Below are 24,268 nucleotides of genomic sequence, written 5' to 3'. Positions count from 1 at the left end.
GGGACCCGGCCGGCGTAGCCCAACTGGCAGAGGCACGGCGTTTAGGTCGCCGTCAGTGAGAGTTCGAGTCTCTCCGCCGGCACTCACGGCACGGGCAGCCAGGCGAGCACGATCTGGGTCACCTTCACGTCGGTGCGCTCGAGGCTGACCGGCAGCGTCGTCGACTGGCCGGCCGCCGTCACCCAGGTGGCTTCGATCTCGCCCACCTCCTCGGCCAGCTCCACCTCCAGCTCGTCGACGTCGTCGAGCAGGTCGGTGAGCTTGTCCTTCGCGCTGTCCAACCTCGTGCCGCTCTGGCTCGTCCGGCTCCGGCGACCGGCCATCGACCCCGACTTGGAGAGCACCGAGCCGAGCATGCCCTTGCGGCTCCTGCCGCCGAGCAGTCCGCCGAGGATCGAGCCCGCGGTGGACAGCAGCTCCTCGTTGCGCCGGCCCTCCTGCTGCTCGGCCAGCAGCTCGACCTTGTCCTCGGCGGCGGCGATCTGGTCGCGCAGGCGCTCGACCTTGGCCTCGTACTTGTCCCGCAGCGCGGCGACGGCCTCGTCGGCCTTCGCATCGGCGGCATCGCGACACCGCTGCGCGAACGCCTCCGGTGTCTCGCCCGGGCGCGAGTACAGCTTCAGCGGCTCGTTGACCTGTAGCTCCAACGACCGCGAGCGCGCGAGGTGGTCGACGAGGTCACGCTGCACCTGCTTGACGAACGTCGCCGACGCGATCGGTGCGTCGCCGATGACGTACTTGCAGCCCGCCGGAGCCTCCGTCCGCAGGTCGCGCTCGTCGTAGTCGACGGCCTGCACCGTCGTGACGTCGACGTGTGCGCCGACGGGGTACAGCACGCACTCGTACTCCTCGTCGTGGACGAGGTCGGCCTTGGTCTCGTCGTAGCGCAGCGCGACCCGCGCGACGAGCGCGGCCCCATGGCGGGTGCTGGCCGGATCGCCGCCGACGGTGCCGAGCCACGGCGCCGCGGGGTCGGCCCAGCGCACCGCCACACCCCCGGCGACCTCGGGCATCACCGTCGTCTCGTCATCGCCCAAATCCGGAAGTGCGATATCTGGTGACAGACGGGTGTCTTGAGGTATCGCACTTCCGCCGGCCGCCGGCGATTCGCGGGGAAGTGCGATATCTGGTGACAGACGGGTGTCCTGAGATATCGCACTTCCGGGAGCGTCGGCGCCGGCTGGGGTCAGGGTCGCGATCTGGTCGCGGGTGAGCGGGCCGCGGAGGTAGCTCATCGCCCAGCGGGTGGTGAACACCTCGGGGGAGTCCTTGCCCGCGCGGCGCAGCACGAACTCACGCTTCGCGAGCCCGGAGATGGTGTCGCCGACGGCCTGCACGTCGACCCCGCCCGCCGCGGCGCTCATCCCGTCCAGCAGGCGGGCCTTATCGCGCTCGGTCTGGAGCCTGCCGATCATCCACGTCCCGGCGTTGGAGAGCGCCTTGTAGTCGACGTCGACGGGGTTCTGCGTGGCGAGCACCGTGCCCACGCCGAACGCCCGCGCCTGCTTCATCAACGTCATGATCGGCTTCTTGGTGGGCGGGTTGGCGGTGGGGGGCACGTAGCCGGCCACCTCGTCCATGTAGACCAGCGCGCGCAGGTCGGTCGTGCCGCTCTGGCGCCGCATCCACGTGACGACCTTGGCCAGCACGAGCGCGGTCACGAACTGGCGCTCCTCGTCGGACAGGTGCGCCGTGGTGAGGATCGCACAGCGCGGTCGGCCGGCAGGGTCGTGCAGCAGCGCATCGATGTCGAGCGCCGGGCCCTGCGCCCACGCGGCGAAGCTGGGCGAGGCGAGCAGCCCGTTCAGGCGCATCGCGAGCGCCATGCGATCGTCGGGCGGGAAGAAGGTGTCGAGCTCGAACACGCCGAGCTTGCGCAACGGCGGAGACTGCACCTGGCCGACGAGCGTGGCGAGGTCGAGCGAGCGACCCGCCGCCCACGACGTCTCGATCAGGTTCGCGAGCAAGATGTGCTCGCGCGAAGACAGCGGGTCGCTGGCGATGCCGACCAGGCCGAGCAGACCGGCGACGTAGCCCTCGATCTCGTCGCGGGTGGTCTCGAGGTCGTTCGTGTCGGCGGGCGCTTGTAGCGAACCGACGATGTTCACCGGCACCCCGGCGGTGGATCCCGGCGTGTAGATGGTGAAGTCGACGCGCTCACGCAGGGCGGTGATCTGCTCGGGGCCGAAGCCCCACCCCGCCAGGCCGGTGCGCCACAGCTCGGCCTGCTTGGCGGCGTGCTCGTCGGGCGTGATGCCGTCCTTCGCCGCGTCGCCTTCGTTGATCCACGGCCGGAACTCCGCCGCGGACAGGCCGGGAAAGGTCAGGCACAGGTTGGTCAGGTCGCCCTTCGGGTCGATCAACAGGGCGGGGATGCCTGCCGTGAGGCACTCCTCGATCAGCACGATGCCCAGGCCCGTCTTGCCGGATCCGGTCATGCCGACGATCACCCCATGGGTGGTGAAGTCGCCCGCGGGAAGGCGGATGTCGGTGCCGGTGCGTTCGTGGGATGCCGCGTCGACGGCGCCCCCGAGGAAGAGCTCTGCCACGGGGACGAGGTTAGGTGAGGCTCCCCGCTCGGCCGCTACAGGCAGCTACAAGCCGCTCACGTGCCGGCGCACCGAAAAAGCACGCTCAGCGGATCCACTGGCCGGCGTTCACGTCGATCGACTCGCCGGTGATCGAGCTCGACATCTTCTCGCTGGCCAGGAACACCACCGCCTGGGCGATCTCGTCGGAGCCGGGCAGGTGGTGCAGGGCGGTCTGCGCGGCGACCTCCTGGTACACGTCTTCGAAGCTCGTCTCTCGAGCATCTGCTTGGGCCTGCAGGTACGTGCGCACCGAGTCTCCCCAGATGTAGCCGGGGTGCACGGAGTTGACCCGGATGCGGTCGGGCCCGAGCTCCACCGCGAGCACCTTCGCCAGGCCGAGCAGCGCCATCTTCGACGCGGTGTAGACGCCGAAGTTCGCCCGGGTGCGCCGTGTCGACATCGTGTTGATGAACACGATCGCCGACGGTGCCGCCGCGCGGAGCGGAGCGACGGCGGCCTGCGCGAGCCACACGTGGCCGAAGAAGTTGACGTCGAACGCGGAGCGGAACGTGGCCTCGCTCGCATGCTCGATCGTCTCGAACGGAGGTTGCACGAAAGCGCTGCTGACCAGCACCTCCAGCCGCCCGAAGTGCTCGATGCACGCGTCGACGAGGCGCCCGCACTGGGCGGGGTCGGTGATGTCGGTCGGCACCACCAGCGCGTCCCTGCCGAGCTCACGCACCTCTGTCGCGACGCTCTCCAGCGTGTCTGCCGAGCGGGCGGCGAGCACCACGTCGGCGCCGGCACGGGCGAGGGCGAGCGACAGGTCACGGCCGAGCCCGGGGCCGACTCCGGACACGAGCGCCACCTTGCCCGCCAGCAGCCCGCTCGTCGCCCCGAGCTGGGGACCGTCCGGCGGCACGGTCCTTCGGTCGTCGGGCATCGGCGCGCACCCTACGCTCCACGGGATGCAGCAAAGGGGTGTCAACCGGGTGGTCTTCGCGGTGTGGGACTTCGACGAGGGCAAGCGGTTCTACGAGCGCCTGCTCGGGGCGACGTTCGCGCCGGAGAACGACGACGGTGAGGCCGCCGCGTTCGGGGTGCGGGTGGCGATGGCCTGGGACGCCGGCGTGGAGCTCGTGTCGCCCTTGCCCGACGTGGAGAGCCCGATCCGGTCGGAGATGGAGCGCAACGGCGAGGGCCTGAAGGGCGTCGTGTTCGCGGTGCCCGATGCCGACGCGGCGCTGGCCAACGCCAACGAGCTCGGCCTCTACGCGTACTACTCCCTCGACTACACGCGCGAGGTGATCGACTCGAAGTGCGGCGGGCGCTTCGACACGTACAAGGAGCACTTCCTCGTCGCGCAGCCCCCGCTCAGCGGCACCGTGCTGCTCGGCGAGTTCGTCGAACGGGAACCCGCGACGTGAGCCAGGAGGCGCTCGAGAACCAGTTCGGCCTCGCGGACCGGGTGGTTGACCCGCAGTCGCTCGCGCGGGCTGTAGACCGCTTCGCCGACCGCGGCATCGTGCTGCCCACGTTCGCCCAGCTGGCCGACCCGTCGACGATCGATCCCGCGCTCGTCGGCGATGCCGACCCGTCGGGGCCCGACCCGCGCAACCTGTGGCGGGTGCACTGGTACAACGACCTCGCGGGAGGTCGCGTCGCCGTGCCCGAGCACGTGGTGCTGCCGGCCGAGCTCACCGGCGTGCCGAGCCCGATCGTGGTCGTGTTCGGCGACCGGTTCCCGATGATCGACGCGCACAAGGTGCTGGCTGCATACGCGTGCCTCGCGCCACGGGTGGTCACCGGCCAGTTCGACCCCACCCGGCACCGCGCGATCTGGCCGAGCACCGGCAACTACGCGCGAGGCGGGGTGGCGATCAGCCGCATCATGGACTGCCGCGGGGTGGCCATCCTTCCCGCCGGCATGAGCCAGGAGCGCTTCGACTGGCTCGACCGCTGGTGCCTCGACCCGGCCGGTGACGTCATCCGCACGGTCGGCACCGAGAGCAACGTCAAGGAGATCTACGACGCGTGCAACGCGCTCGCGGCCGACCCGGGCAACTTCGTGTTCAACCAGTTCTGCGAGTTCGGCAACCACCTCGGTCACTACGAGGTGACCGGTCGCGCACTCGGCCACGTGTTCGAGGCCGTGCGCGACGGCCGGCGGGCATCGTCCGGTGCCGAGCTGTCGCTGGCCGCGTTCGTGTCGGCCACCGGCTCCGCGGGCACGATCGCCGCGGGCGACCGGCTGAAGGAGCAGTACGGCACGCGCATCGTCGCCGTCGAGGCCCGCGAGTGCCCGACGATGCTCGAGAACGGCTTCGGCGAGCACAACATCCAAGGCATCGGCGACAAGCACATCCCGCTGATCCACAACGTGATGAACACCGACGTCGTCTGCGCGGTCAGCGACCGAGCCACCGACGAGCTCGACGTGCTGTTCAACACCGCCGCCGGTCGCGCGCACCTCGTCGACCGCAAGGGGGTGGCCCCGGGAATGGTCGAGGCGCTCGGCCACTTCGGGTTCTCGTCGATCTGCAACATGCTGGCGGCGATCAAGACCGCCAAGCTGTGGGACCTCGGCCCAAACGACGCGATCGTGACCGTCGCCACCGACGGCGCCGCGTTGTACCCGAGCGAGCGGGCGAAGACCCTGCAGCGCCGTTTCGGGGGCGAGCTGAGCGCCGTCGCCGCCGCCGAGGTGTTCGGCGAGCACCTCGGCCACATCGGCACCGACGACATGATCGACTGCACCGACCGTGACCGCACCAGGGTGTTCAACCTCGGCTACTTCACGTGGGTGGAGCAGCAGGGCACTCCGTTCGAGCTGTTCGAGGAGCGGCGCTCGCAGCAGTTCTGGCACGGTCTGCGCAGGTACCTGCCGGTGTGGGACGAGATGATCGTCGACTTCAACGCCCGCGTCGCCAAGCGCTAGGTGGCCGAGGTGCACGACCAGCCCCTGGTCGCCGGGTTCCGCTGCGCCGTGTGCGGGGCGGTGGTCGACGTCGCCCGCGCGCAGCCGTGGCACTGCCCGAACGACCGCGGCGACCGTCACCACGTGCTGCACATCGTGCCCGCGCCGACGCCGGTGCGGCGCTGGTACGCCGACGCCGACCCGTTCGTCGCGTTCGGGCCACACCTCGCGTGGTGGGCCTTTGCCCGCGCGAACGGGATGACTGCCGACGCGTGCGCCGCGCTCAGCCGCGCCGTCGGCGCTGAGGTCGCCACAGTGGCTGGCGCCGGTTTCCAGACGACACCGTTCGCGCGCGCCGACGCGTTGAGCGACGCGCTCGGCTTCACCGCCGACGGGGGAGTGTGGGTGAAGGACGAGACGAATCAGGTCGGCGGCAGCCACAAGGGCCGCCACCTGTACACGATCCTGCTCCACCTGCGCGCCGCGGAACTGCTAGGCATGGCGCCGTGGAAGGCCGCCAACGAGCGGCCACGGCTGGCGATCGCGTCGTGCGGCAACGCCGCGATCGCCGCCGCCACACTGGCCGCGGCGTCGCACTGGCCGCTCGACGTGTTCGTGCCCGAGTGGGCCGATGCGGCCGTGCTCGCGCTGCTCGCCGACCTCCACGCGACCGTCACCCGCTGCCCTCGCCTCGACGACGACCCGCCCGGCGACCCGGCGCTTCACCGCTTCCGCGAAGCCGTGGCGGCCGGCTCGGTCCCCTTCACCGTGCAGGGCCCGGAGAACGCGCTGTGCCTCGACGGGGGGCGGACCCTCGGCTGGGAGATCGCCGAGCAGTGGCCGGGCGCGTCGGGCGGGCGGCCCACCACGCTCGACCGCTTGTTCGTCCAGGTGGGTGGGGGAGCGCTGGCGTCGAGCGTCGGCGCCGCTCTCGGGATGACAGCCGTACGACCCCGCCTCCACGCCGTGCAGGCGCAAGGCTGCGCACCGTTCGACCGGGCCTGGCGGCGCGCCGGCGACGTGCCCGGCGGACGGGCCGCCTCCGGCGCGCACTGGGCGCAGTGCATGACCCCGTGGGTGAACCCGCACTCCGCGGCCGACGGCATCCTCGACGACGAGGCGTACGACTGGCTCGGCGTCGTCGAGGCGCTCGGCTCGGCGGGCTCGCCGATCGTCGTCCCCGAATCCCTCGTCATCGAGGCGGCTGAGCTGGGACCGCTCACGACGGGCATCGACGCCAGCCCGACGGGCACCGCCGGCCTTGCCGGGCTGCTCGCCGCGCGCCGCGACGTGGACGACGGCGAGTGCGTGGCGGTGGTGTTCTCCGGCGTGCGCCGTGCTCAGCCGCGCGGGTCGGCCACCTCGATCAGCTGACCGTTGGCCACCTCGTAGACGAAGCCGCGGATGTGGTCCTTGTACATCACGAAGGGGCTGTTGTGCAGCCGACCCATGCTCTGGCGCACGTCGGCGTAGGGGTCGGCGAAGCTCTCCAAGGCCCATGACGGGCGGATGCCCACCTCGGCTTCGAGCGTCGCCTTGAACACATCCTCGGTGATCTTCTGCATCCCGCAGTCGCTGTGGTGGATGAGCAGGATCTCCTTGGTGCGCAGCAGGCGCTGGGACAGCACCAGCGAGCGGATCACGTCGTCGGTGACCACGCCGCCGGCGTTGCGGATGATGTGCGCCTCGCCGTGGCCGAGCCCGAGCATCTCGAAGATGTCCATCCGGCTGTCCATGCACGTGACCACGGCCAGGTGCCGCCGGGGCACGAGCCCCAGCCCGGCATCGGAGAACGTCTCCATGTAGCGGGCGTTGTTGGCGACCAGCTCGTCGGTGCTCGGCGTGAACGCGTCTTCGTCCGCGGGGTCGCTCGGATCAGCGGTCGGGGGAGCCACCCGGCCATTCTCGCGTCAGCCGCCCGGTCGGCTCCCAAACGACGGAGGTAGCCTGCCCGCCATGTCGAATCCCGTGGCCCCTAACGCCCTCGAAGCCGGCGGGTTCGACCCGCGCAGCGACATCTTCAACCGCCTGTTGAAGAACCGGGTGATCATGCTCGGCACCGACGTCAACGACGAGATGGCGAATCAGGTTTGCGCCCAGCTGCTGTACCTCGAGGGCGAGGACGCAGCCACCGACATCTGGCTGTACGTGAACAGCCCCGGCGGCTCGGTCACGGCGGGCATGGCGATCTACGACACGATGCAGTTCGTCAGCTGCGACGTGGCCACGGTGTGCCTCGGCCTGGCCGCGTCCATGGGCCAGTTCCTGCTCACCGCCGGCGCGACCGGCAAGCGCTACACGCTGCCCAACGCCCGGATCATGATGCACCAGCCGCTGGCCGGCATGCGGGGGCAGGCGGCCGACATCGCCATCCAGGCCGAGCAGCTGGCCTACACCAAGAAGCGCATGGCCGAGCTGATCGCGTTCCATTCCGGACAGCCGGTCGACCGCATCCAGGCCGACTCCGAGCGTGACCGCTGGTTCACCGCCGAGGGCGCGAAGGAGTACGGCCTGGTCGACAAGGTCATCCTGAAGCGCGGCGAGATCGTCTGATCAATCCCCCGAACGACCACTCGCTGCATCGACACGTAACAGCGTCAACGGGCGCTCACCCCTCGGTCGGCGGCGTCGTCTCGGTCGGCGGCGGTGATTCAGGCGGCGGTGATGTAGTCGGCGGTGTTGTGGTCGGTTGCGTCGCCACCGGCGGCATCGGGCCTTCGATCCCGATCACCGCGGGCATCTCCAAACCGCAGGTCGTCGCGACCCACGAGTTGACCGAACGCGCGCTGCGCTCGGCCGCGTAGGCGGCGTCGGCCACGCGCTGGACGCTGGCCGGGTCGTCGGGCAGCACTGTCGCCGCCGTCTGCACCAGCTCGGTGAGCTGGTGCCACTCGCGCTCCACGGCAAGCGGGGTGATGCCGTCGAGGTGCTCGTAGGTGGCGACGATCGCGTCGACGTCGGCCTGCGCCGCAACCGGGCCGTCGAGGGTGGCCAGCACCTCTGCCAGCTCTCCGCAGAACCGCTCGGCGCCGCGGTCGTCGTCGCTGCACCCGAGCGCGCCCGCGCCGCCGACGACGGCGAGCGACGTGATGGCGAAGATGCGGCGACCGGGGCGCATACGGCCGGGCAGTCTCGCACTGCTGGCAGCTCCGCGCAGGGCAGCGGTTGCCTTGTCACACCCCCTGGGTAGGTTGATCCGCAGCAGGCCTCACCGCCTGCGCCGTCGTGGGGCCGGCCGAGCGTCCCTCCCGTAACACCTGGCCCGCACGAGAACGTGGCGGGCCCGTCAGCCGGGAGCCCTGCGATGCTCGCCACCGTCAACACTGCCAGCCTGCTCGGCGTCCGCGGCCTGCTTGTGACCGTCGAGGTCCACTCCGCGGTCGGGCTGCCCGCGTTCAGCGTCATCGGTCGACCCGACGACGTGTGTCGCGAGGCCCGTGACAGGGTGCGCGCGGCGATGCTGTCGAGCGGGCTGCGGTGGCCGAACAAGCGGCTCACCGTCGGGCTGGCGCCACCCGACGAGCGCAAGGTCGGTGCGGGCCTCGACGTCGCGATCGCCGTCGGCATCCTCGTCGCCGAAGGTGAGGTGCCCGCCGACGCGGTCGCCGGCTGGGGCTTCGTCGGCGAGCTCGGTCTCGACGGCTCGCTGCGCTCGGTGCCGGGAATGGTGCCGATGGTGCTCGCTCTCGACCGGCCGGCGGTGGTGCCCGCCGACGCCGTGGCCGACGTGCGTGCCCTCGCCGCGGCCGAGGTACGCGGGGTGTCGAACCTCGCCGAGCTGGCCCTCTGCCTGCGCGGCGAGCAGCCCTGGCCCGACCCGCCCGCTCCGGGCGCGCCTGCGCCGCCGCCGCCCGAGCCCGACCTGGCCGAGCTGCGCGGCCAGGTCTCGGCGCGTACCGCGCTCGAGCTCGCCGCCGCCGGCGGGCACCACCTGCTCGTCGTCGGGCCGCCCGGGTCGGGCAAGACGATGCTCGCCCGACGCTTGCCGAGCCTGCTGCCCGACCTCGACGCCGTGACCGCGCTCGAGGCGATCCTCGTGCGCTCCGCAGTCGGGGTGTCGCTCCACGACTGCGCGCCCATCGGGCGGCCGCCGTTTCGCGCGCCCCATCACTCGTCCAGCCTCGTCGCGCTCGTCGGCGGGGGCACGCAGCTGCTGCGCCCAGGTGAGATCTCGCGAGCCCACGGCGGGGTCCTGTTCCTCGACGAACTGGGCGAGTTCAGCCCGTCGGTGCTCGACGCCTTGCGCCAGCCGCTCGAAGAAGGCGTCGTGCGTGTCGCCCGCGCCCGGGCGTCGGCAACCCTGCCCAGCCGGTTCCAGCTCGTCGCGGCGTCGAACCCGTGCCCCTGCGGCGGCGGCGCGCCCGGTACCTGCGAATGCGACGAGACGGCCCGGCTGCGCTACGTGCGCAGGTTCAGCGGTCCCCTGCTCGACCGTTTCGACCTGCGCGTCCTCGTGCAGCCCGCGAGCGCCGCCGAGCTGCTCGACGCCGCGCCGAGCGAGCCGAGCCGGCTGGTGGCGGCGCGCGTCGCCGCTGCCCGCCGGCACGCGCTCGACCGCCAGGGCCGCCTCAACGCGGCGCTCGGTGCAGAGCAGCTCGAGCGCTTCGCCCCGCTGTCGAACGCCGCCCGGTCGGTGCTGCGCGACGAGATCGAGCTCGGCCGGCTGACCGGGCGCGGGCTGCACCGGGTGCGACGAGTCGCCCGGACCATCGCCGATCTGGCCGGTGACGAGGTGCTCACCAGCGATCACCTGGGCGTCGCGCTTGGGCTGCGGGTGCGGCTCACCCAACAAGCGGCGGCCGGCTGATGAGCGCGCCAGCACCCACGCACGCCGGCCCGGGCGGTCTACCTCCCGAGGCCTTCGCGGCGGCACTCGCCGGGTTGCCGCGCATGACCCCGCGGCGGCTGGCCGCGCTACTGCGCTGGTATCCACCCGAGCAGGCCTACGCGGTCGCCGTCGGTGCCGCGCCTGCCGATCCGCCGAGCCGCGAGCTGCTCGCCGCCGAGGGCCTCGGTGCGCAATGGCGAACCGCCGGGGCGAGTGTGTCCCCGGCCGCGGTGTGGGACGCGTGCGAGCGCAATGGCATCGGCGTCACTGTGCTCGGCTCCGACGCCTACCCGGCGGTGCTGGCCGCCGACCTCGACCCACCGGCGGTGCTGTTCCATCGAGGAGACCTCGCTGCACTGGCAGCCCGCCGCGCCGGCGTCGTCGGCACGCGGCGGTGCACGTCGGCTGGGCGGCTCACTGCCGTGCGCCTCGGTGAGGGTCTCGCTGCCGAAGGGGTCGCCGTCGTCTCCGGTCTGGCGCGAGGGGTCGACGGCGCCGCGCACCGCGGCGCGCTCAGCCAGGGAGGCGCCGGCCCAATCGGCGTCGTCGCGTCCGGGCTCGACGTGGTGTACCCGCGCGAGCACGCGAACCTGTGGGCGGCCGTCGCCGAACACGGTGTGCTGCTCGGCGAGGCGCCGCCGGGCACCGCCCCCGAGGCGCACCGCTTCCCGCTGCGCAACCGCATCCTCGCCGCGGTGTGCGAGGTGATCGTGGTCGTGGAGTCCAAGTCCACGGGAGGTTCGCTGATCACCGTTCGCGAGGCGCTGCGCCGCGACGTGACGGTGCTCGCCGTTCCCGGTGCACCGGACGCCGCGGCGGCGGGCACCAACCAGCTGCTGCAGGACGGCGCGCTCGTGGCTCTCGACGTGGCCGACGTGCTGATCGCGCTCGGTCTCGACGCTCGGCGTGCCGTGGCCCGGTTGCCCTTCGACCCCCGGCCGATACCGCCGGCTTTCGACGCCGGAGTGCTCGCCGCGCTCGGCCCGGCACCTTCCACGCTCGACGACGTGGTCGCCCGGCTCGACGCCGGTCTCGGCGACGTCGCGCTGGCGCTCGGTCGCCTCGAGGCGAGCGGCTGGGTGGCGGTCACCGGCGGCTGGTTCGAGTCCCTGCATCCGCGGATCGGACCGACGTGAGCAAGTACCCTGCCGCCCGTGGCGTGGCACGTCGACGAGTTCACGCGTTCGCTGACCGCCTCGTCCGCGCACACCGTCAGCGCCTACCGCCGCGACGTCGAGGCGTTCGCCTCGTGGGCCGAGCGCGCCGGGGTGGACTCGCCCGGCGAAGTCGACCGGCTGCTGCTGCGGCGGTACCTGGGATTCCTCGCCACTCGCCAGTATGCGAAGCGCAGCGTGGCCCGCAAGGCGGCGGCGTTGCGGCGCTACTTCGGCTGGCTGTGCCTCACCGGCGTCGTCGCGACCGACCCCTCCACCACCTTGCGGGCGCCGTCTGGCGAAGGTCGCCTACCGAAGGTGCTCGACGGCGAAGAGCTCGCCCACCTGCTCGAGGCACCTCCGGCAGACGACGAGCCGTCATGGCGCCTGCACCGCGACGACGCCCTGGTCGAGATCCTCTACGGCAGCGGCTTGCGGGTCAGCGAGCTGTGCGGGCTCGACCTCGACTCCGTCGACCTCGCCGCGGGGGCGGTGACGGTCTGGGGCAAGGGTGCCAAGCAACGCCGCGTGCCGCTCTCCCGGGCGGCCGCGGAAGCTCTCGTCGACTGGATGCGCTCACGGCGCGACGTCGCCGAACAGCAAGACCCGACGGCCGCGCTGTTCCTCAACACCCGTGGCCGCAGGATGGGTCCGCGCGACGTGCGCCGGGTGATCGACCGGCGTTCGCTCGCTCCCACCCACCCCCACGCGCTGCGCCACACGTTCGCTACCCACCTCCTCGACGGTGGCGCCGACCTGCGGGTGGTGCAAGAGCTCCTCGGCCACGCCGACGTCTCCACCACCCAGCGCTACACCCACGTCAGCAAGGACCGCCTGCGGTCCGCATACACCGAAGCTCATCCCCGAGCGTGAGCATCACGGGCATGACTCCCGCTCTCGCCGTGGCGTGGGAGCGCTGGCACCAGTCGGCGGAGAGCTCGGCGCGTGAGCAGCTGATCGTCCACTACTCGCCGCTCGTCAAGTTCGTCGCCGGCCGCGTCGGTGCGGGCCTGCCGTCGAGCGTCGACACCGGCGACCTCGTCAGCGCCGGGGTGTTCGGGCTGATCGACGCGATCGAGCGCTTCGACCCGTCGCGGGGAGCCAAGTTCGAGACGTTCGCCATCCCGCGCATCCGGGGCGCCATCCTCGACGGCCTGCGCGCGCTCGACTGGGTGCCGCGCTCGGTCCGCTCCCGGGCACGCCTGATCGAGGCCGCGATCTCGAAGCTGGAGGCGACGCTGCACCGCGCTCCGACCGACGAAGAGATCGCGATCGAGCTGCGCGTCGGGCCCGAGGAGTTCCAGAAGTGGCTCGCCGCGGTGTCCATCGCCACGGTCGGGCCGCTCGACCATCTCGTCGGTTCGAGCACCGTCGAACCCCGTCCGTTGCACGGCGACGACTTCGAATCGCCACCGGCGGTGATCGAGGAGACCGAACTGCGCGAGCTGATGCGTGCCGAGCTGAAGCGCCTGCCAGAGCGCGAACGCACCGTGATCGCCCTCTATTACGACGAGGGTCTGACGCTCGCGGAGATCGGCAACGTGCTCGGAGTGACCGAGAGCCGGGTCTCCCAGATCCACACCAAGGCCGTACTGATGCTGCGCACTCGCCTCACCGGCGCCGGTATGTAGGCGTCGCTGCACACCCTCGTCACCGCGGTCGATGCGATGACCCTTTCGGCGCCGATAGCGCCCCGGAACTCGTGCAGATCCTCCGAAGAGGTGTCGAGGTGTTCAGTCCGCTCGCTCTCCTACTGCTGTTTTCCCTGCTCACGCCGGCGCCGTGCCTGGTTGCTCCCGTCGACGCACCGGTCGTCGACACGTTCCGTGAGCCCGCCTGCACCTGGTGCCCGGGCAACCGCGGCATCGAGTACGCGACCGTTCCCGGACAGCCGGTGCGCTCCCCGATGCAGGGACGGGTCAGCTACGCCGGGGTCGTGGCCGGCACGCGTTACGTCGTCGTCGAACGGATGGTGCAGGGCGGCCAGCCCGGTTCCGCTGCGGACACCGCGCTGCGCTGGCGGGTGACGCTCGGTGGGCTCGCAACTTCGGGCGTCGGCCTCGGCGACGAGGTCGCGCAGGGTGCCGTCGTCGCCACGTCGGGGTCGACGCTTCACTTCGGGGTGCGGCGCGGTGACGAGTACGTCGATCCCGCTCCGTTGCTCGCCGAGTTGAGGACCCGGCCACGCCTCGTGCCCCTCGACGGGCAGCGCCGGCTCCCCGCCCCACCGGCGGTGATGTCCTGCCCGGTCGCCGCCGCCGGCGCGTCGGGCGGGCAGTGGGGGACCGCGCGAGCGGTCCGCTAGGATCCTGCGTCGGCCAGGGCCGAGCAGTCGGCGCTGGTGCCAGTCATCCCATTGCACGCCTCCCACCCTGCGGTCGTCGCTTCGGCGGCGCGGTGAGCCGTGCTGGCAACCGCAGACGAGGAGACGAACACCAAGATGGCAATCATCACCATGCGCCAGATGCTCGAGGCGGGTGTGCACTTCGGGCACCAGACCCGGCGCTGGAACCCGAAGATGAAGCGCTTCATCTTCGGCGAGCGCAACGACATCTACATCATCGACCTGCAGCAGACGCTGGAGCGGATCGAGGCGGCCTACACGTTCGTGCGCGACCTGGTCGCGAAGGGCGGAACGGTGTTGTTCATCGGCACCAAGAAGCAGGCCCAGGACCCGATCATGGGTTACGCCGAGAAGTGCGGCATGCCTTACATCAACGAGCGCTGGCTCGGAGGCATGCTCACCAACTTCGAGACCATCCACAAGCGCGTGCAGAAGATGCAGGAATACGAGCGCATGAAGGCCTCCGGCGAGTTCGAGGCGATGCCGAAGAAGGAGGCGTTGCTGCTCGGGCGTGAGCTGGAGAAGCTGCAGAAGAACCTCGGCGGCATCCGGCACATGACGCGCCTGCCCGACGTCGTGTTCGTGCTCGACACGAAGAAGGAGCACATCGCCGTCACCGAGGCGAACAAGCTGAAGCTGCCCGTGGTGGCGGTGGTCGACACGAACGTCGACCCCGACCTGGTGCAGTACCCGATCCCCGGCAACGACGACGCCATCCGGGCGAACGACCTGATGACCAAGGTGATCGCCGAGGCCGTGCTCGAGGGCAAGTACATCGCCGCCAAGAAGAACCCAGCGGCCGCGCCCAAGCGCACTGCAGAAGAAGAGGCCGCCTTCGCCCAGCAGCAAGCCGACGCCCGGCGCCAGGCGGCTCTGGCCCAGGCCGAGCGAGACGCGCGAGTTGCCGCTCCGAAGGCAGAGGCGGCCGAGCCGGCCGAGGCCGCTGCCCCCGCCGAGCCGGCCGAGGCCGCTGCGCCAGCCGCTCCGGTCGAGGAGGCTGCCGCCGAAGCCCCCGCCGAGCCGGCCGAGGAGGCCGCTGCGCCCGCCGCGCCGGAAGAGGCTGCCATTGAAGCCCCCGCCGCTGCAGGCGGCGACACCACCCCCGAAACGGAGAGCTGACCACCGATGGCTTTCACCGCGAAAGACGTCCAGACGCTGCGCCAGGCGACCGGCGCGGGGATGATGGACTGCAAGAAGACGTTGGAGGAGACCGGCGGCGACATGGAAGCTGCGAAGCAGCTCCTCCGGGAAAAGGGCCTCGCCGCGTCGGCCAAGCGCGACGACCGCGAGAACGCCCAGGGCGTCGTTGCGCTCGTCGTCGACGGCGACGTTGGTGCGATCGTGAAGCTGAAGTGCGAGACCGACTTCGTCGCCAGCTCGGACCAGTTCAAGCAAGAGGCCGAAGAGCTCGCCGAGCTCGTCGCGTCGAAGGGGACCGAGGCCGTTTCCGAGCGGGCGAGCGTCCTCGAAGATCTGAAGATCTCGCTGAAGGAGAAGATCGAGCTCGGCGACGTCGTGCGCATCGCTGCTGCGCCAGGCAACGTGCTCGGCTCCTACCAGCACGTGCAGGGTGGCCGCGGGGTCAACGCGGTGCTGGTCGAGGTGGTCGGTGGCAACGCAGAGCTCGCGCACGACATCGCCGTGCACATCGCGTTCGCCCGTCCGAAGTACCTCACGCGCGACGCGGTGCCGGCGGCCGAGGTGGAAAAGGAGCGGGCGACGCTCGAGACCATCACCCGCAACGAGGGCAAGCCCGACGCCGCGGTCCCGAAGATCGTCGAGGGTCGACTGAACGGCTTCTTCAAGGACGTCGCCCTACTCGAGCAGCCGTACGCAAAGGACGACAAGTTGTCCATCGCCCAGGTGCTCGGCACGGCGTCGCTCGCCGGCTTCGCCCAGGTCGAGATCGGCTGATGGCAGCCGCCTCGTCCGAAGGTGACGGCACCGTCGGCACCAGGGCCCGCTGGACCCGGGTGGTACTGAAGCTGTCGGGCGAGGCGCTGGCCGGCTCGGGCGGGTTCGGCCTCGACGCCGCGATGCTGACCAGGATGGCGGGCGAGATCCGCGAGGTTCGGTCGACGCTCGGCGTCGACGTGTGCATCGTCGTCGGCGGGGGCAACTTCTGGCGTGGCCTCCAGGGCTCTGGCCAGGGGATGGACCTCGCCCAGGCGGACTACATGGGGATGATCGCCACGGTGATGAACGGCCTCGCGCTGCAGGACGCGCTGGAACGGGTCGGCCAGCACAGCCGGGTGATGACCGCGGTCGAGATGCCCAAGGTCGCCGAGCCCTACATCAGGCGCCGCGCCGAGCGCCACTTGGAGAAGGGGCGTGTGGTGATCCTCGCCGGCGGCACCGGCAACCCCTTCTTCACCACCGACACCGCCGCCGCCCTGCGGGCCGCAGAGATCGACGCCCAGGCGATCCTGAAGGGCACGCACTCGGGGGTGGACGGGGTGTACACCGCCGACCCCAAGCTCGACCCCACGGCCACGAGATACGAGGCGATCTCCTACCTCGACGTGATCGCGAAGGACCTGAAGGTGATGGACTCGACCGCCATCGCGTTCTGCCGCGACCACAAGATCCCGATCGTCGTCTTCGACGTGAGCAAGCCCGGCAACATCCGGTCCGTCCTGGAGGGTCAGCGCGTCGGTACGCTGGTCGGGTGATCGAAGAGACCCTCCTCGAGGCCATCGACAAGATGGACAAGGCGGTCGAGCACGTGTCGAGCCAGTTCACGACCGTGCGCACGGGTCGAGCTTCGCCCGCGCTGGTCGAGAAGCTGCTCGTCGACTACTACGGTTCCGATGTGCCGCTGCAGCAGCTAGCCGGGTTCCAGGTTCCCGAGGCACGCCAGCTGCTCGTCAAGCCCCACGACCGGGCCTCGCTGAACGCGATCGAGAAGGCCATCCGAGACTCCGATCTCGGCATCAACCCCTCCAACGACGGCGCCGTGATCCGGCTCAACTTCCCCTCGCTCACCGAGGAGCGCCGCAAGGAGTACGTGAAGGTCGTGAAGCACATGGCCGAAGAGGGCCGGGTGGCGGTGCGCAACATCCGTCGCGATGCCCGCAAGCATCTCGAGACGGCCGAGAAGGCCGGCCAGATGTCGGCCGACGACTTGGAGCGGGCGGAGAAGGAACTGGAAAAGATCACACACGAGCATGTGGAGCACATCGATCATGCCCTCCACCGCAAGGAAACCGAGCTGCTCGAGGTCTGAAAGACCCGCCGGGGAAGGAGACAGGCCATGAGCGACGACGTTTGGCGTCGGGGGCGATCGAGCGAGGACGATCCAGGCGACGAGTTCGGCCGGGGGCTGTTCGAGGACGACGAGCCGACGGAGCAGGTACCAGAGACCGAGGGTCCGCCGCTTTCGTTCGGCGACGGCACGGGCGACCTTCCCCATTGGACCGAGCCGCCGACGGGAGAGGTGCCGCGCCTCTTCGAACGTGAGGCAGAAGAGGCGCCCTCGGGTGCCGACCACAGCGACGACCTCGACGTGTGGTCGTCGTTCAACTCGTCGGGGCCGGCGTGGCGCGACGACGACGACGAGGACACGACGCTCGACGGGGTCGACTACGAAGGCGCCCCGGAGCAGTTCGAGTCGACCGACGCCCCGCGCCGGGAGCCGACCCGGATCTCGATCGGCACCGGCCTCGAAGAGCCGTCGGGACGCCCGATGCCGCGCCAGCGAGGTGGCCGCCAGCCACGCGGGCCACGTCCGGACGCGACCCGCGGCCAGCGCGCCGAAGGGCCCGGCGCTGGTGGGCGCCGGGGACCGACCAGGTCGGGCACGGGAACGCGAGGTCGTGACATGCCGACCGCGGTCGCCGTCGGGCTGATCATCGCCGCCGCGTTCATCGCCGCGCTGTTGTGGAAGCCCGTGGCCGTGCTCGCGATCGTCGTCTTAGTGTGCGGTCTCGGTGCGGTCGAGTACTTCGACCGCGTGTCCGAGCGCGGCTACCAGCCGGCCAATGTCGTCGGCATCGTCGGATGCCTGGCCGCGCCGCTCGTCGCGTACTGGGTCGGCGACGGCGGCTTGCCGCTGGTGCTCGCGTTCGCGTTGCTCGCCGGGGCCACCACATTCGTCGGGGCTGCCGGCCTCGACTCGTCTCCGCTGCCGAACCTGGCCGTCACCATGCTCGGCGTCACGTGGATCGGCCTGCTCGGCAGCTTCGCGGCGCTGATCCTCGGCCTCTCCAACGTGGCCGGCCTCGACAACGTCGGCACCGACACGCTGTTCATCGTCGCCCTCGGGATCGTGGTGAACGACATCGGCGCACTGTTCATCGGCTCTGCTGCAGGCAAGACCGCACTGCGCCCGTGGATCAGCCCCAACAAGTCCGTCGAGGGCCTGATCGGGGGCACCGTCGCCACCCTCGTCGCGGTCTGGGTGGTCAGCCTGCAGAGCGACACGTGGAACGACCTGCCCGAGGTGCTGCTGCTCGGCCTCGTCATCGCGGTGCTCGCCCCACTCGGCGACCTCACCGAGAGCATGTTCAAGCGCAACCTCGAGGTGAAGGACTTCGGCACCATCGTGCGCGGCCACGGCGGCGTGCTCGACCGCTTCGACGGGTTCTTGTTCGTGCTGCCCGGCGCCTACTACCTGCTGATGGCGCTCGAGCCCTGGGCCTCGTAGCCCCTCGCGCACGAGTACCGACAGCTTCCCGCCGACCGCTGTGCGCGTCGCCATCGCCGGGTGCACCGGGTCGATCGGCACCCAGACCCTCGAGGTGCTGCGCGCCGAGCGCGCCGGATTCGAGCTGGTGGGTCTCGGCGCCGCCAGCTCGGTAGAGCAGCTCGTCGCCCAAGCGCGCGAGTTCCGCCCTTCCGTCGTCGCCGTCGCCGATGCCGACCGCCGTGCGGAGGTGGCCGCGGCACTGCCGTTCGCCCGCGTCGTCGGCGACCTCTGCGAGCTCGTCGACGGGGCCGACGTGGTCGTCAACGCCGTCGTCGGCTTCGCCGGCCTGCCGGTGACGCTCGCCACGCTGCGCGCCGGCAAGCGCCTGGCGCTCGCCAACAAGGAGAGCCTCATCGCCGCCGGGCCGGTGGTTCGCCCGCTACGGGACACGCCGGGGGCCGAGATCGTGCCCGTCGACAGCGAGCACTGCGCGGTCCACCAGTGCCTCCGGGCGACGGTGCGCCCGGGAGTCGAGTTGAGCCGGATCGTCCTGACGGCGAGCGGCGGCCCGTTCCGCGGCCGCACCTCGGCCGAGCTGGCCGACGTCACCGTCGACGAGGCGCTCGACCACCCCACGTGGAACATGGGTCCGAAGATCACCGTCGACTCCTCGACCCTCATGAACAAGGGCCTCGAGGTGATCGAGGCGCACGAGCTCTTCGGCGCCGACTACTCGCAGATCGAGGTGGTCGTGCACCCCCAGTCGGTGGTGCACTCGATGGTCGAGTTCACCGACGGATGCACGATGGCCCAGCTCAGCCTGCCCGACATGCGCCTGCCGATCGGGTACGCGCTCGCGTATCCGGATCGGATCTCGACGCCGTTCGGACGCATCGCATGGGAGCGGCTCGGCAGGCTCGACTTCCAGCCGCCCGACCTGGCCACGTTCCGTTGCCTCGGGCTCGCCTACGAGGCCGGTCGCACCGGGGGCACGGCGCCGGCCTTCCTGTCGGCGGCGAACGAGGTGGCGGTCGAGGCGTTCCTCGCCGGGCGCATCCGGTGGCCCCAGATCGCAGAAATCGTCGAGGCCGCGATGCAGAAACACGTCGCCATGGCCGATACTGGTCTCGGCTCAGAAGACATAGTCGCTGCCGACGCCGATGGGCGCCGGGAAGCGACCCGAGCCCTCCCACGATGAGCGACACAAAGCCACTGCCGCCCCCCGGACAGCTCCCTCCGCCGTCTGGGCCGCCGAACCGCTCGACGGGCGCGTACGAGAAGTTCCGTAGCGAGATGGTGGCCGGTGGTGCCACCGAGGAGACCGCGACGGTCCCCGCCCGCGACGGCATCGTCGGAATCCTCGTCATCGTCGGGCTGCTCGTGTGGCTCGGTGTGACCAACATCTGGATGCTCGTCCTCGTGATCGGGCTGCTCGTGTCGGTGCTCTTGCACGAGGTCGGCCACTTCGTGACGGCGCGCGCCGCCGGCATGAAGTGCACCCAGTTCTTCCTCGGCCTCGGCCCCAAGCTGTGGAGCTTCCGGCGTGGCGAGGTGGAGTACGGGCTGCGCGCCATCCCCCTCGGCGCGTTCGTGCGCATCGTCGGCATGAACAACCTGGACGACGTCGACCCCGCCGACGAGGACCGCACCTATCGCTCCAAGTCGTACCCCTGGCGGATGCTCGTCATCACTGCCGGCTCGATCATGCACATGCTGATCGCCGTCACGCTGCTGTTCGGCGTGTACGCCAGCGCCGGGCGGCTGGAGGACACAGGGCGGGTGCGGGTGGAAGCCACCACGGAGGGCAGCCCCGCCGAGCTCGCCGGATTGCAGGCCGGTGACGTCGTCCTCGCCATAGAGGGAACGGCCGTGTCGTCGCGAGCCGAGCTCGTCGAGGAGATCACGTCGTTCGACCCGGGCGACGAGGTGACGTTCACGTACGAGCGTGACGGCGTCACCAACGAGGCGACGACCGTGCTCGTCCAACACCCGCAGGTGACCGACGAGGACCTCGCCTATCTCGGGGTGGCGAGCGACAGCCTCGCGTACGTCGACCAGTCCCTCGGCCAGGCCCTCGTGCACAGCGTCGGCGACCTCGTCGAAGGTTCGGTGCGCTCGGTGGAGGGCATGGTGAAGGTGCTCAACCCGGTCAACCAGTGGCAGCACCTCACCGGCCAGCGTGACGACCTCGCTACGCGGCCGACCACGGTGGTCGGGGTGACGCAGGTGGCGGGCGACATCGGTGGCCTCGACGGGCTGAAGGGTGTGCTCGCCCTGCTCGCCGGTGTCAACGTCTTCGTCGGGTTGTTCAACATGTTGCCGCTGCTGCCCTTCGACGGCGGCCACGCGGCGATCGCCACCTACGAGCGCCTGCGCAGCCGGGGCGGTCGGCGCTACTACGCCGACGTGTCGAAGATGATGCCCGTCGTCGTCGGGGTGATCTCGCTGCTCGCGTTCTTGATGTTCACCGGGCTCTATCTGGACATCACCCAGCCGCTGTAGTTCCGGTAGTAGTTGCGGCACACTTGGACCCGTGATGCGCGAACGCCGTCCCACCCGCCAGATCCACGTCGGCAAGGTCGCCGTCGGAGGCGATGCCCCGGTCACGGTGCAATCGATGACGATCACGAAGACCGCCGACGTCGAAGGCACCCTCCAGCAGATCTATGCCCTGGCCGCCGCGGGCTGCGACATCGTGCGCTGCACCTGCAACGAGACCGAGGCAGCGGTTGGGCTGGCGCAGATCGTGCCCCGCTCGCCGCTGCCGATCGTGGCCGACATCCACCACCAGTACAAGATGGCGCTGGCGGCGATGGAGGCCGGCGTGCACGGGCTCCGCCTGAACCCGGGCAACATCCGCCGGCCCGAGCACGTGAAGGCCGTCGCCGCCGAGGCGCGCGACCGCGGGGTGCCGATCCGCATCGGGGTCAACGGCGGCTCGCTCGACCCCGAGCTGTACGACAAGTTCGGTGGCAAGGTGACGCCCGAGGCGATGGTCGAGTCCGCGATGCGTGAGCTCGCGTACTTCCAAGACGTCGACTTCGACCTGGTGAAGATCAGCGTCAAGGCCTCGAACGTGCCGCTGATGGTGGAGGCGTACCGCCAGCTGTCCGAGGCGACCGATCACCCGCTGCACCTCGGCGTCACCGAGGCCGGGCCGCCGCCGGCCGGTCTGGTGAAGGCCACCGCGGGGATCGCGACGCTGCTGCTCGAGGGCATCGGCGACACCATTCGCTACAGCCTCACCGCCGATCCGGTGGAAGAGGCCCGTGCCGGTCGCCAGCTGCTCGAGGCGCTCGGGCTGCGGGAGCGCAAGAACGTCGACCTGATCGCCTGCCCGTCGTGTGGGAGGGCCGAGATCGACGTCATCGACGTCGCCGAGCGCGCGATGAAGGCGTTCGGCGAGCGCAAGTTGCCGTTGCAGGTGGCGGTGATGGGTTGCGTGGTGAACGGTCCCGGCGAGGCGCGTGAGGCAGACCTCGGCATCGCCGCCGGGTCGAAGCGGGGGCATCTCTTCGTGAAGGGGCGCAACGTCGCCGTCGTGCCGGAGTCGGAGATGGTCTCGGCGCTCGTCGAATGGGCGGAGTTCATCCACGAACACGGGACCGAGGCCGCGATCGCCAGGGCCGACACCGCCCGCGCCGAGCGCGAGGCCGCGAAGGACCGCGGCGACCTGCTCGACGCGAAGGGCGACGACGTGAACCGGGCGCGGGACAAGATCGTGGAGATCCGCAAGACCGTGCAGGGCTGACCCCCGGCGGCCCGACCCGGGCGCTGGGTCAGTCGAGCGCGGCGGCGACGGTGGTGAAGCTGTAACCCTGCGCGCGCAGCGAGTCGATGATCGTGCCCAGCGCGGCGACGTCCTGCGAGGCGGAGCCGACGTGGAACATCAGGATCGCGCCCGGCTCGACCCTGTCGAGGACGCGGGTGACGATCTGGTCGGCGGGCAGCCCGTTCCAGCCGAGCGAGTCGATCGTCCACATCACCGTCCACGGGTAGCCCGCCGCGCCGACGTCGGCGAGCACCGAATCGTCGATGTCGCCGTACGGAGGGCGCCAGAACGGCTTGGTCGTGTGCCCGATCAGCGGGGCGAGCGTGAGATCGGCGGCGGCGAGCTCGTAGGCACGTCCGGTCGGGTCGGTCAGCGCCGGCGACGCCGAGACGCCGGTGAGAGACGGGTGGGAGTACGTGTGGTTGATCACGTGGTGGCCCTCGGCGGCCATCCTCCGCACCGCGCCGGGATGCGCGCTCGCCCATTCGCCGGTGATGCCGAACGATGCCGCGACGCCCTTCGCGGAGAGGATGTCGAGGATCTCGTCGGTGTAGCCGTAGTCGGAGCCCGCGTCGGCGGTGATCGCCACCGTCTGCGCAGTCGTCGGCAACCGCCAGACTGCTTGCGACGGGGCTCCGGGCACCGTCGGCGGCGCGGTCGGTGGCGGTGCGGTGGGCGGCGGTGCCGTGGGTGGCGGTGCGGTCGGCGGTGCGGTCGGCGGCGGTGTCGGTGGGGCGGTGACCGGCGTCGTCGTCGTCGGCGTCGTCGTGGTCGTGAGGGTGGTCGTGGTCGTCGTGGTCGTGGTGGTCGTCGTGTTCGTGGTGGTCGTCGTGACAGCGGCGGTCGTGCTGGTCGAGCTGGTCGTCGCGGTGGTGGTCGAGCTGGTCGAGCTCGACGACGAGCCGTCGTCACCTCCACAGCCCGCCGCCACCAGCAAGAGGGCGACCAGGAGGACGAACCGATGGCTCCTCACCGTCTACGAGGGTAAGGCGCCAGGGCCGGTGACGGGAGAGGCGTTGGTCAGGTACCGCTGACGCGGAACAGCGTCGCCGTCCCGACGAGCGTCAGCTCTTCTCCGGGGGCGAGGAAGCACACCTGGCCGGGGCCGAGCAGGTCGGTGCGCCCGAGGGCGCAGAGCACGAGCTCGCGGCCCCGGGCGTGGACCACCGACTCGCCGCGCACGTGCTGCGCGTAGACGATGAATGGGGCCGCTTTGTCGGTGCCGTAGCGCCACAGGTCGGTGGTGACGGCCGACGGCCGCACGATCGGGTCGGTCAGCGGCGTCGTGTCGACGATCTCGAGCAGCTCGTGGACGTCGACGTGCTTGGTGGTCAGACCGCCGCGCACGACGTTGTCGGAGGCGCCGAGCACCTCGACTCCGGTGCCGTGGAGGTAGGTGTGGAGGTTTCCCGGCCCGAGGTAGACGGCCTCGCCCGGTTGGAGCACGAGGTGGTTGAGCAGCAGCGGCGCGAGAGCGGCGTGGTCGTCGGGATGGCGATCGGCGAGGCGCGTCACCCACCTGCACGCGGCATCGTCGCTGCGGCGGCAGGCGTCGACGACCGGTTCGATGGTGGCGCAGTCCTCGAACAGCCAGCGCAACCCGGCCGCCGTGTCGCCGCCCGCGAAGTGCCCGGTGAGCTCGGCCGCCGCGGGTCCTAGGGCGGCGAACAGGTCGTGGATCTCGTCCAGGGGCCGGAATCCGCACAGCACCTCGAACGGGGTCAGCGCGCAGAGCAGTTCGGGCTTGGCGAACGGGTCTTTGTAGATGCGGTGCGCGCTGCTCACGGGGACGCCCTGGGACTGCTCACGCGCGAAGCCGGCCTCGGCCTGCTGCGCCGTGGGATGGGTCTGCAGGGAGAGCGGTTCACGGGCGGCGAGCAGCTTCAGCATGTAAGGCAGCGCGCCGGCCACCTCGGCGAGCGGCCTGTCGCGCTGGCCGCGCTCGACCACCGTCGCTGGCCCGGCGGAGTGGGTGCCGAACCAGATCTCGGCCCACGGCGTGCCGTCGGGCTCGACCCCGGTCAGCTCGGCGAGCGCGGTCGGGTCGCCCCAGTCGTAGTGCTGGACGACTCCCCGGACGTGGCGCACGGCAGCG

At 70.9% G+C, this 24,268-nt stretch carries 24 protein-coding genes and 1 tRNA gene; 19 read left to right on the top strand and 6 right to left on the bottom strand.

Features of this window, described 5'->3' with window-relative positions; all coding sequences use genetic code 11:
- Positions 1 to 8 precede the first annotated feature (8 nt).
- Positions 9 to 82, top strand: a tRNA-Leu gene (locus tag IPM43_02790).
- Between the two features lies 1 nt (position 83).
- On the opposite strand, the gene IPM43_02785 is transcribed toward IPM43_02790, so the two are convergent.
- Entirely contained in the window at positions 84 to 2,549 is a 2,466-nt protein-coding gene (locus IPM43_02785; GenBank protein QQS25325.1) for an ATP-binding protein, read from the bottom strand.
- 85 nt (positions 2,550 to 2,634) lie between these two features.
- On the bottom strand, positions 2,635 to 3,474 hold the full coding sequence (locus tag IPM43_02780) for an SDR family oxidoreductase (GenBank protein QQS25324.1): 840 nt from the start codon (positions 3,472 to 3,474) through the stop codon (positions 2,635 to 2,637).
- 25 nt (positions 3,475 to 3,499) lie between these two features.
- On the opposite strand from IPM43_02780, the gene IPM43_02775 reads away from it, so the two are divergent.
- From IPM43_02775 to IPM43_02765, 3 genes are read left to right on the top strand one after another with little or no spacing between them, the layout of a single operon-like run.
- Positions 3,500 to 3,958 carry a VOC family protein gene (locus IPM43_02775; GenBank protein QQS25323.1) on the top strand — a complete coding sequence of 153 codons (459 nt, stop codon included), beginning with the start codon at positions 3,500 to 3,502 and terminating at the stop codon, positions 3,956 to 3,958.
- Positions 3,955 to 5,469 (top strand): pyridoxal-5'-phosphate-dependent protein subunit beta, encoded by a 1,515-nt coding sequence (locus IPM43_02770; protein QQS25322.1) that lies wholly within the window; start codon positions 3,955 to 3,957, stop codon positions 5,467 to 5,469. Before IPM43_02775 ends, IPM43_02770 begins: the two co-directional genes overlap by 4 nt.
- Positions 5,470 to 5,478: 9 nt before the next feature.
- Positions 5,479 to 6,822 carry a PLP-dependent lyase/thiolase gene (locus tag IPM43_02765; GenBank protein ID QQS25321.1) on the top strand — a complete coding sequence of 448 codons (1,344 nt, stop codon included), beginning with the start codon at positions 5,479 to 5,481 and terminating at the stop codon, positions 6,820 to 6,822.
- Here the strand turns inward: IPM43_02765 and IPM43_02760 are convergent.
- Positions 6,789 to 7,250: a carbonic anhydrase gene (locus tag IPM43_02760; GenBank protein QQS26309.1), complete on the bottom strand. Its 462-nt coding sequence runs from the start codon at positions 7,248 to 7,250 to the stop codon at positions 6,789 to 6,791. The two genes, IPM43_02765 and IPM43_02760, sit on opposite strands and share 34 nt — an antisense overlap.
- A gap of 154 nt (positions 7,251 to 7,404) precedes the next feature.
- Between IPM43_02760 and IPM43_02755 the strand changes: the two genes are divergently transcribed.
- A complete protein-coding gene (locus IPM43_02755; GenBank protein ID QQS25320.1) occupies positions 7,405 to 8,001 on the top strand; it encodes an ATP-dependent Clp protease proteolytic subunit in 597 nt (198 codons plus the stop codon).
- A 55-nt stretch (positions 8,002 to 8,056) separates the two neighbouring features.
- Here IPM43_02755 and IPM43_02750 read toward each other — a convergent pair whose 3' ends face one another.
- A complete protein-coding gene (locus IPM43_02750) occupies positions 8,057 to 8,566 on the bottom strand; it encodes a hypothetical protein (GenBank protein QQS25319.1) in 510 nt (169 codons plus the stop codon).
- A gap of 186 nt (positions 8,567 to 8,752) precedes the next feature.
- Here IPM43_02750 and IPM43_02745 point away from each other — a divergent pair, with 186 nt between their 5' ends.
- The 13 genes from IPM43_02745 (at position 8,753) to ispG (ending at position 22,152) form a co-directional block, all read left to right on the top strand.
- A complete protein-coding gene (locus IPM43_02745) occupies positions 8,753 to 10,255 on the top strand; it encodes a YifB family Mg chelatase-like AAA ATPase (protein ID QQS25318.1) in 1,503 nt (500 codons plus the stop codon).
- Entirely contained in the window at positions 10,255 to 11,412 is a 1,158-nt protein-coding gene (locus IPM43_02740; protein ID QQS25317.1) for a DNA-protecting protein DprA, read from the top strand. The genes IPM43_02745 and IPM43_02740 overlap by 1 nt, the downstream gene beginning before the upstream one ends.
- A gap of 9 nt (positions 11,413 to 11,421) precedes the next feature.
- Positions 11,422 to 12,303, top strand: coding sequence for a tyrosine recombinase XerC (locus IPM43_02735; GenBank protein QQS26308.1), 882 nt, complete (start codon positions 11,422 to 11,424; stop codon positions 12,301 to 12,303).
- Positions 12,304 to 12,314: 11 nt separating this feature from the next.
- Positions 12,315 to 13,061 carry a FliA/WhiG family RNA polymerase sigma factor gene (locus IPM43_02730; protein QQS25316.1) on the top strand — a complete coding sequence of 249 codons (747 nt, stop codon included), beginning with the start codon at positions 12,315 to 12,317 and terminating at the stop codon, positions 13,059 to 13,061.
- Between the two features lie 98 nt (positions 13,062 to 13,159).
- A complete protein-coding gene (locus IPM43_02725; protein QQS25315.1) occupies positions 13,160 to 13,735 on the top strand; it encodes a M23 family metallopeptidase in 576 nt (191 codons plus the stop codon).
- Between the two features lie 135 nt (positions 13,736 to 13,870).
- Complete coding sequence (gene rpsB, locus IPM43_02720; GenBank protein QQS25314.1) at positions 13,871 to 14,893, top strand: 30S ribosomal protein S2; 1,023 nt, start codon at positions 13,871 to 13,873, stop codon at positions 14,891 to 14,893.
- Between the two features lie 6 nt (positions 14,894 to 14,899).
- Positions 14,900 to 15,688: a translation elongation factor Ts gene (tsf, locus tag IPM43_02715; GenBank protein ID QQS25313.1), complete on the top strand. Its 789-nt coding sequence runs from the start codon at positions 14,900 to 14,902 to the stop codon at positions 15,686 to 15,688.
- Complete coding sequence (locus IPM43_02710; GenBank protein ID QQS25312.1) at positions 15,688 to 16,446, top strand: UMP kinase; 759 nt, start codon at positions 15,688 to 15,690, stop codon at positions 16,444 to 16,446. Before tsf ends, IPM43_02710 begins: the two co-directional genes overlap by 1 nt.
- On the top strand, positions 16,443 to 17,000 hold the full coding sequence (gene frr / locus IPM43_02705; protein ID QQS25311.1) for a ribosome recycling factor: 558 nt from the start codon (positions 16,443 to 16,445) through the stop codon (positions 16,998 to 17,000). The genes IPM43_02710 and frr overlap by 4 nt, the downstream gene beginning before the upstream one ends.
- A 27-nt stretch (positions 17,001 to 17,027) precedes the next feature.
- Positions 17,028 to 18,419 (top strand): phosphatidate cytidylyltransferase, encoded by a 1,392-nt coding sequence (locus tag IPM43_02700; GenBank protein ID QQS25310.1) that lies wholly within the window; start codon positions 17,028 to 17,030, stop codon positions 18,417 to 18,419.
- Positions 18,420 to 18,459: 40 nt separating this feature from the next.
- On the top strand, positions 18,460 to 19,599 hold the full coding sequence (locus IPM43_02695) for a 1-deoxy-D-xylulose-5-phosphate reductoisomerase (protein QQS25309.1): 1,140 nt from the start codon (positions 18,460 to 18,462) through the stop codon (positions 19,597 to 19,599).
- A complete protein-coding gene (locus IPM43_02690) occupies positions 19,596 to 20,903 on the top strand; it encodes a site-2 protease family protein (GenBank protein ID QQS25308.1) in 1,308 nt (435 codons plus the stop codon). The genes IPM43_02695 and IPM43_02690 overlap by 4 nt, the downstream gene beginning before the upstream one ends.
- Positions 20,904 to 20,937: 34 nt before the next feature.
- The gene (ispG, locus tag IPM43_02685; GenBank protein QQS25307.1) at positions 20,938 to 22,152 is read left to right on the top strand and encodes a flavodoxin-dependent (E)-4-hydroxy-3-methylbut-2-enyl-diphosphate synthase; all 1,215 of its coding nucleotides are present in this window, start codon (positions 20,938 to 20,940) and stop codon (positions 22,150 to 22,152) included.
- A gap of 28 nt (positions 22,153 to 22,180) precedes the next feature.
- Here ispG and IPM43_02680 read toward each other — a convergent pair whose 3' ends face one another.
- Entirely contained in the window at positions 22,181 to 22,762 is a 582-nt protein-coding gene (locus IPM43_02680) for a polysaccharide deacetylase family protein (protein QQS25306.1), read from the bottom strand.
- Here IPM43_02680 and IPM43_02675 point away from each other — a divergent pair.
- Entirely contained in the window at positions 22,752 to 23,207 is a 456-nt protein-coding gene (locus tag IPM43_02675) for a hypothetical protein (GenBank protein QQS25305.1), read from the top strand. The two genes, IPM43_02680 and IPM43_02675, sit on opposite strands and share 11 nt — an antisense overlap.
- Here IPM43_02675 and manA read toward each other — a convergent pair.
- A complete protein-coding gene (gene manA, locus IPM43_02670) occupies positions 23,194 to 24,261 on the bottom strand; it encodes a mannose-6-phosphate isomerase, class I (GenBank protein ID QQS25304.1) in 1,068 nt (355 codons plus the stop codon). The genes IPM43_02675 and manA overlap by 14 nt on opposite strands.
- Between the last annotated feature and the right edge of the window lie 7 nt (positions 24,262 to 24,268).

Source organism: Actinomycetota bacterium (assembly GCA_016700055.1).
GTDB lineage: Bacteria > Actinomycetota > Acidimicrobiia > Acidimicrobiales > Ilumatobacteraceae > Kalu-18.
This window is presented reverse-complemented; position numbering and strand designations above follow the sequence as displayed.

Coding starts and splice junctions, on each gene's coding strand:
- IPM43_02745 (QQS25318.1), top strand. CDS start 8,753: ATGCTCGCCACCGTCAACACTGCCAGCCTGCTCGGCGTCCGCGGCCTG.
- IPM43_02710 (QQS25312.1), top strand. CDS start 15,688: ATGGCAGCCGCCTCGTCCGAAGGTGACGGCACCGTCGGCACCAGGGCC.
- IPM43_02700 (QQS25310.1), top strand. CDS start 17,028: ATGAGCGACGACGTTTGGCGTCGGGGGCGATCGAGCGAGGACGATCCA.
- IPM43_02760 (QQS26309.1), bottom strand. CDS start 7,250: ATGGAGACGTTCTCCGATGCCGGGCTGGGGCTCGTGCCCCGGCGGCAC.
- IPM43_02730 (QQS25316.1), top strand. CDS start 12,315: ATGACTCCCGCTCTCGCCGTGGCGTGGGAGCGCTGGCACCAGTCGGCG.
- IPM43_02740 (QQS25317.1), top strand. CDS start 10,255: ATGAGCGCGCCAGCACCCACGCACGCCGGCCCGGGCGGTCTACCTCCC.
- rpsB (QQS25314.1), top strand. CDS start 13,871: ATGGCAATCATCACCATGCGCCAGATGCTCGAGGCGGGTGTGCACTTC.
- IPM43_02775 (QQS25323.1), top strand. CDS start 3,500: ATGCAGCAAAGGGGTGTCAACCGGGTGGTCTTCGCGGTGTGGGACTTC.
- tsf (QQS25313.1), top strand. CDS start 14,900: ATGGCTTTCACCGCGAAAGACGTCCAGACGCTGCGCCAGGCGACCGGC.
- ispG (QQS25307.1), top strand. CDS start 20,938: ATGCGCGAACGCCGTCCCACCCGCCAGATCCACGTCGGCAAGGTCGCC.
- IPM43_02750 (QQS25319.1), bottom strand. CDS start 8,566: ATGCGCCCCGGTCGCCGCATCTTCGCCATCACGTCGCTCGCCGTCGTC.
- IPM43_02690 (QQS25308.1), top strand. CDS start 19,596: ATGAGCGACACAAAGCCACTGCCGCCCCCCGGACAGCTCCCTCCGCCG.
- IPM43_02780 (QQS25324.1), bottom strand. CDS start 3,474: ATGCCCGACGACCGAAGGACCGTGCCGCCGGACGGTCCCCAGCTCGGG.
- IPM43_02755 (QQS25320.1), top strand. CDS start 7,405: ATGTCGAATCCCGTGGCCCCTAACGCCCTCGAAGCCGGCGGGTTCGAC.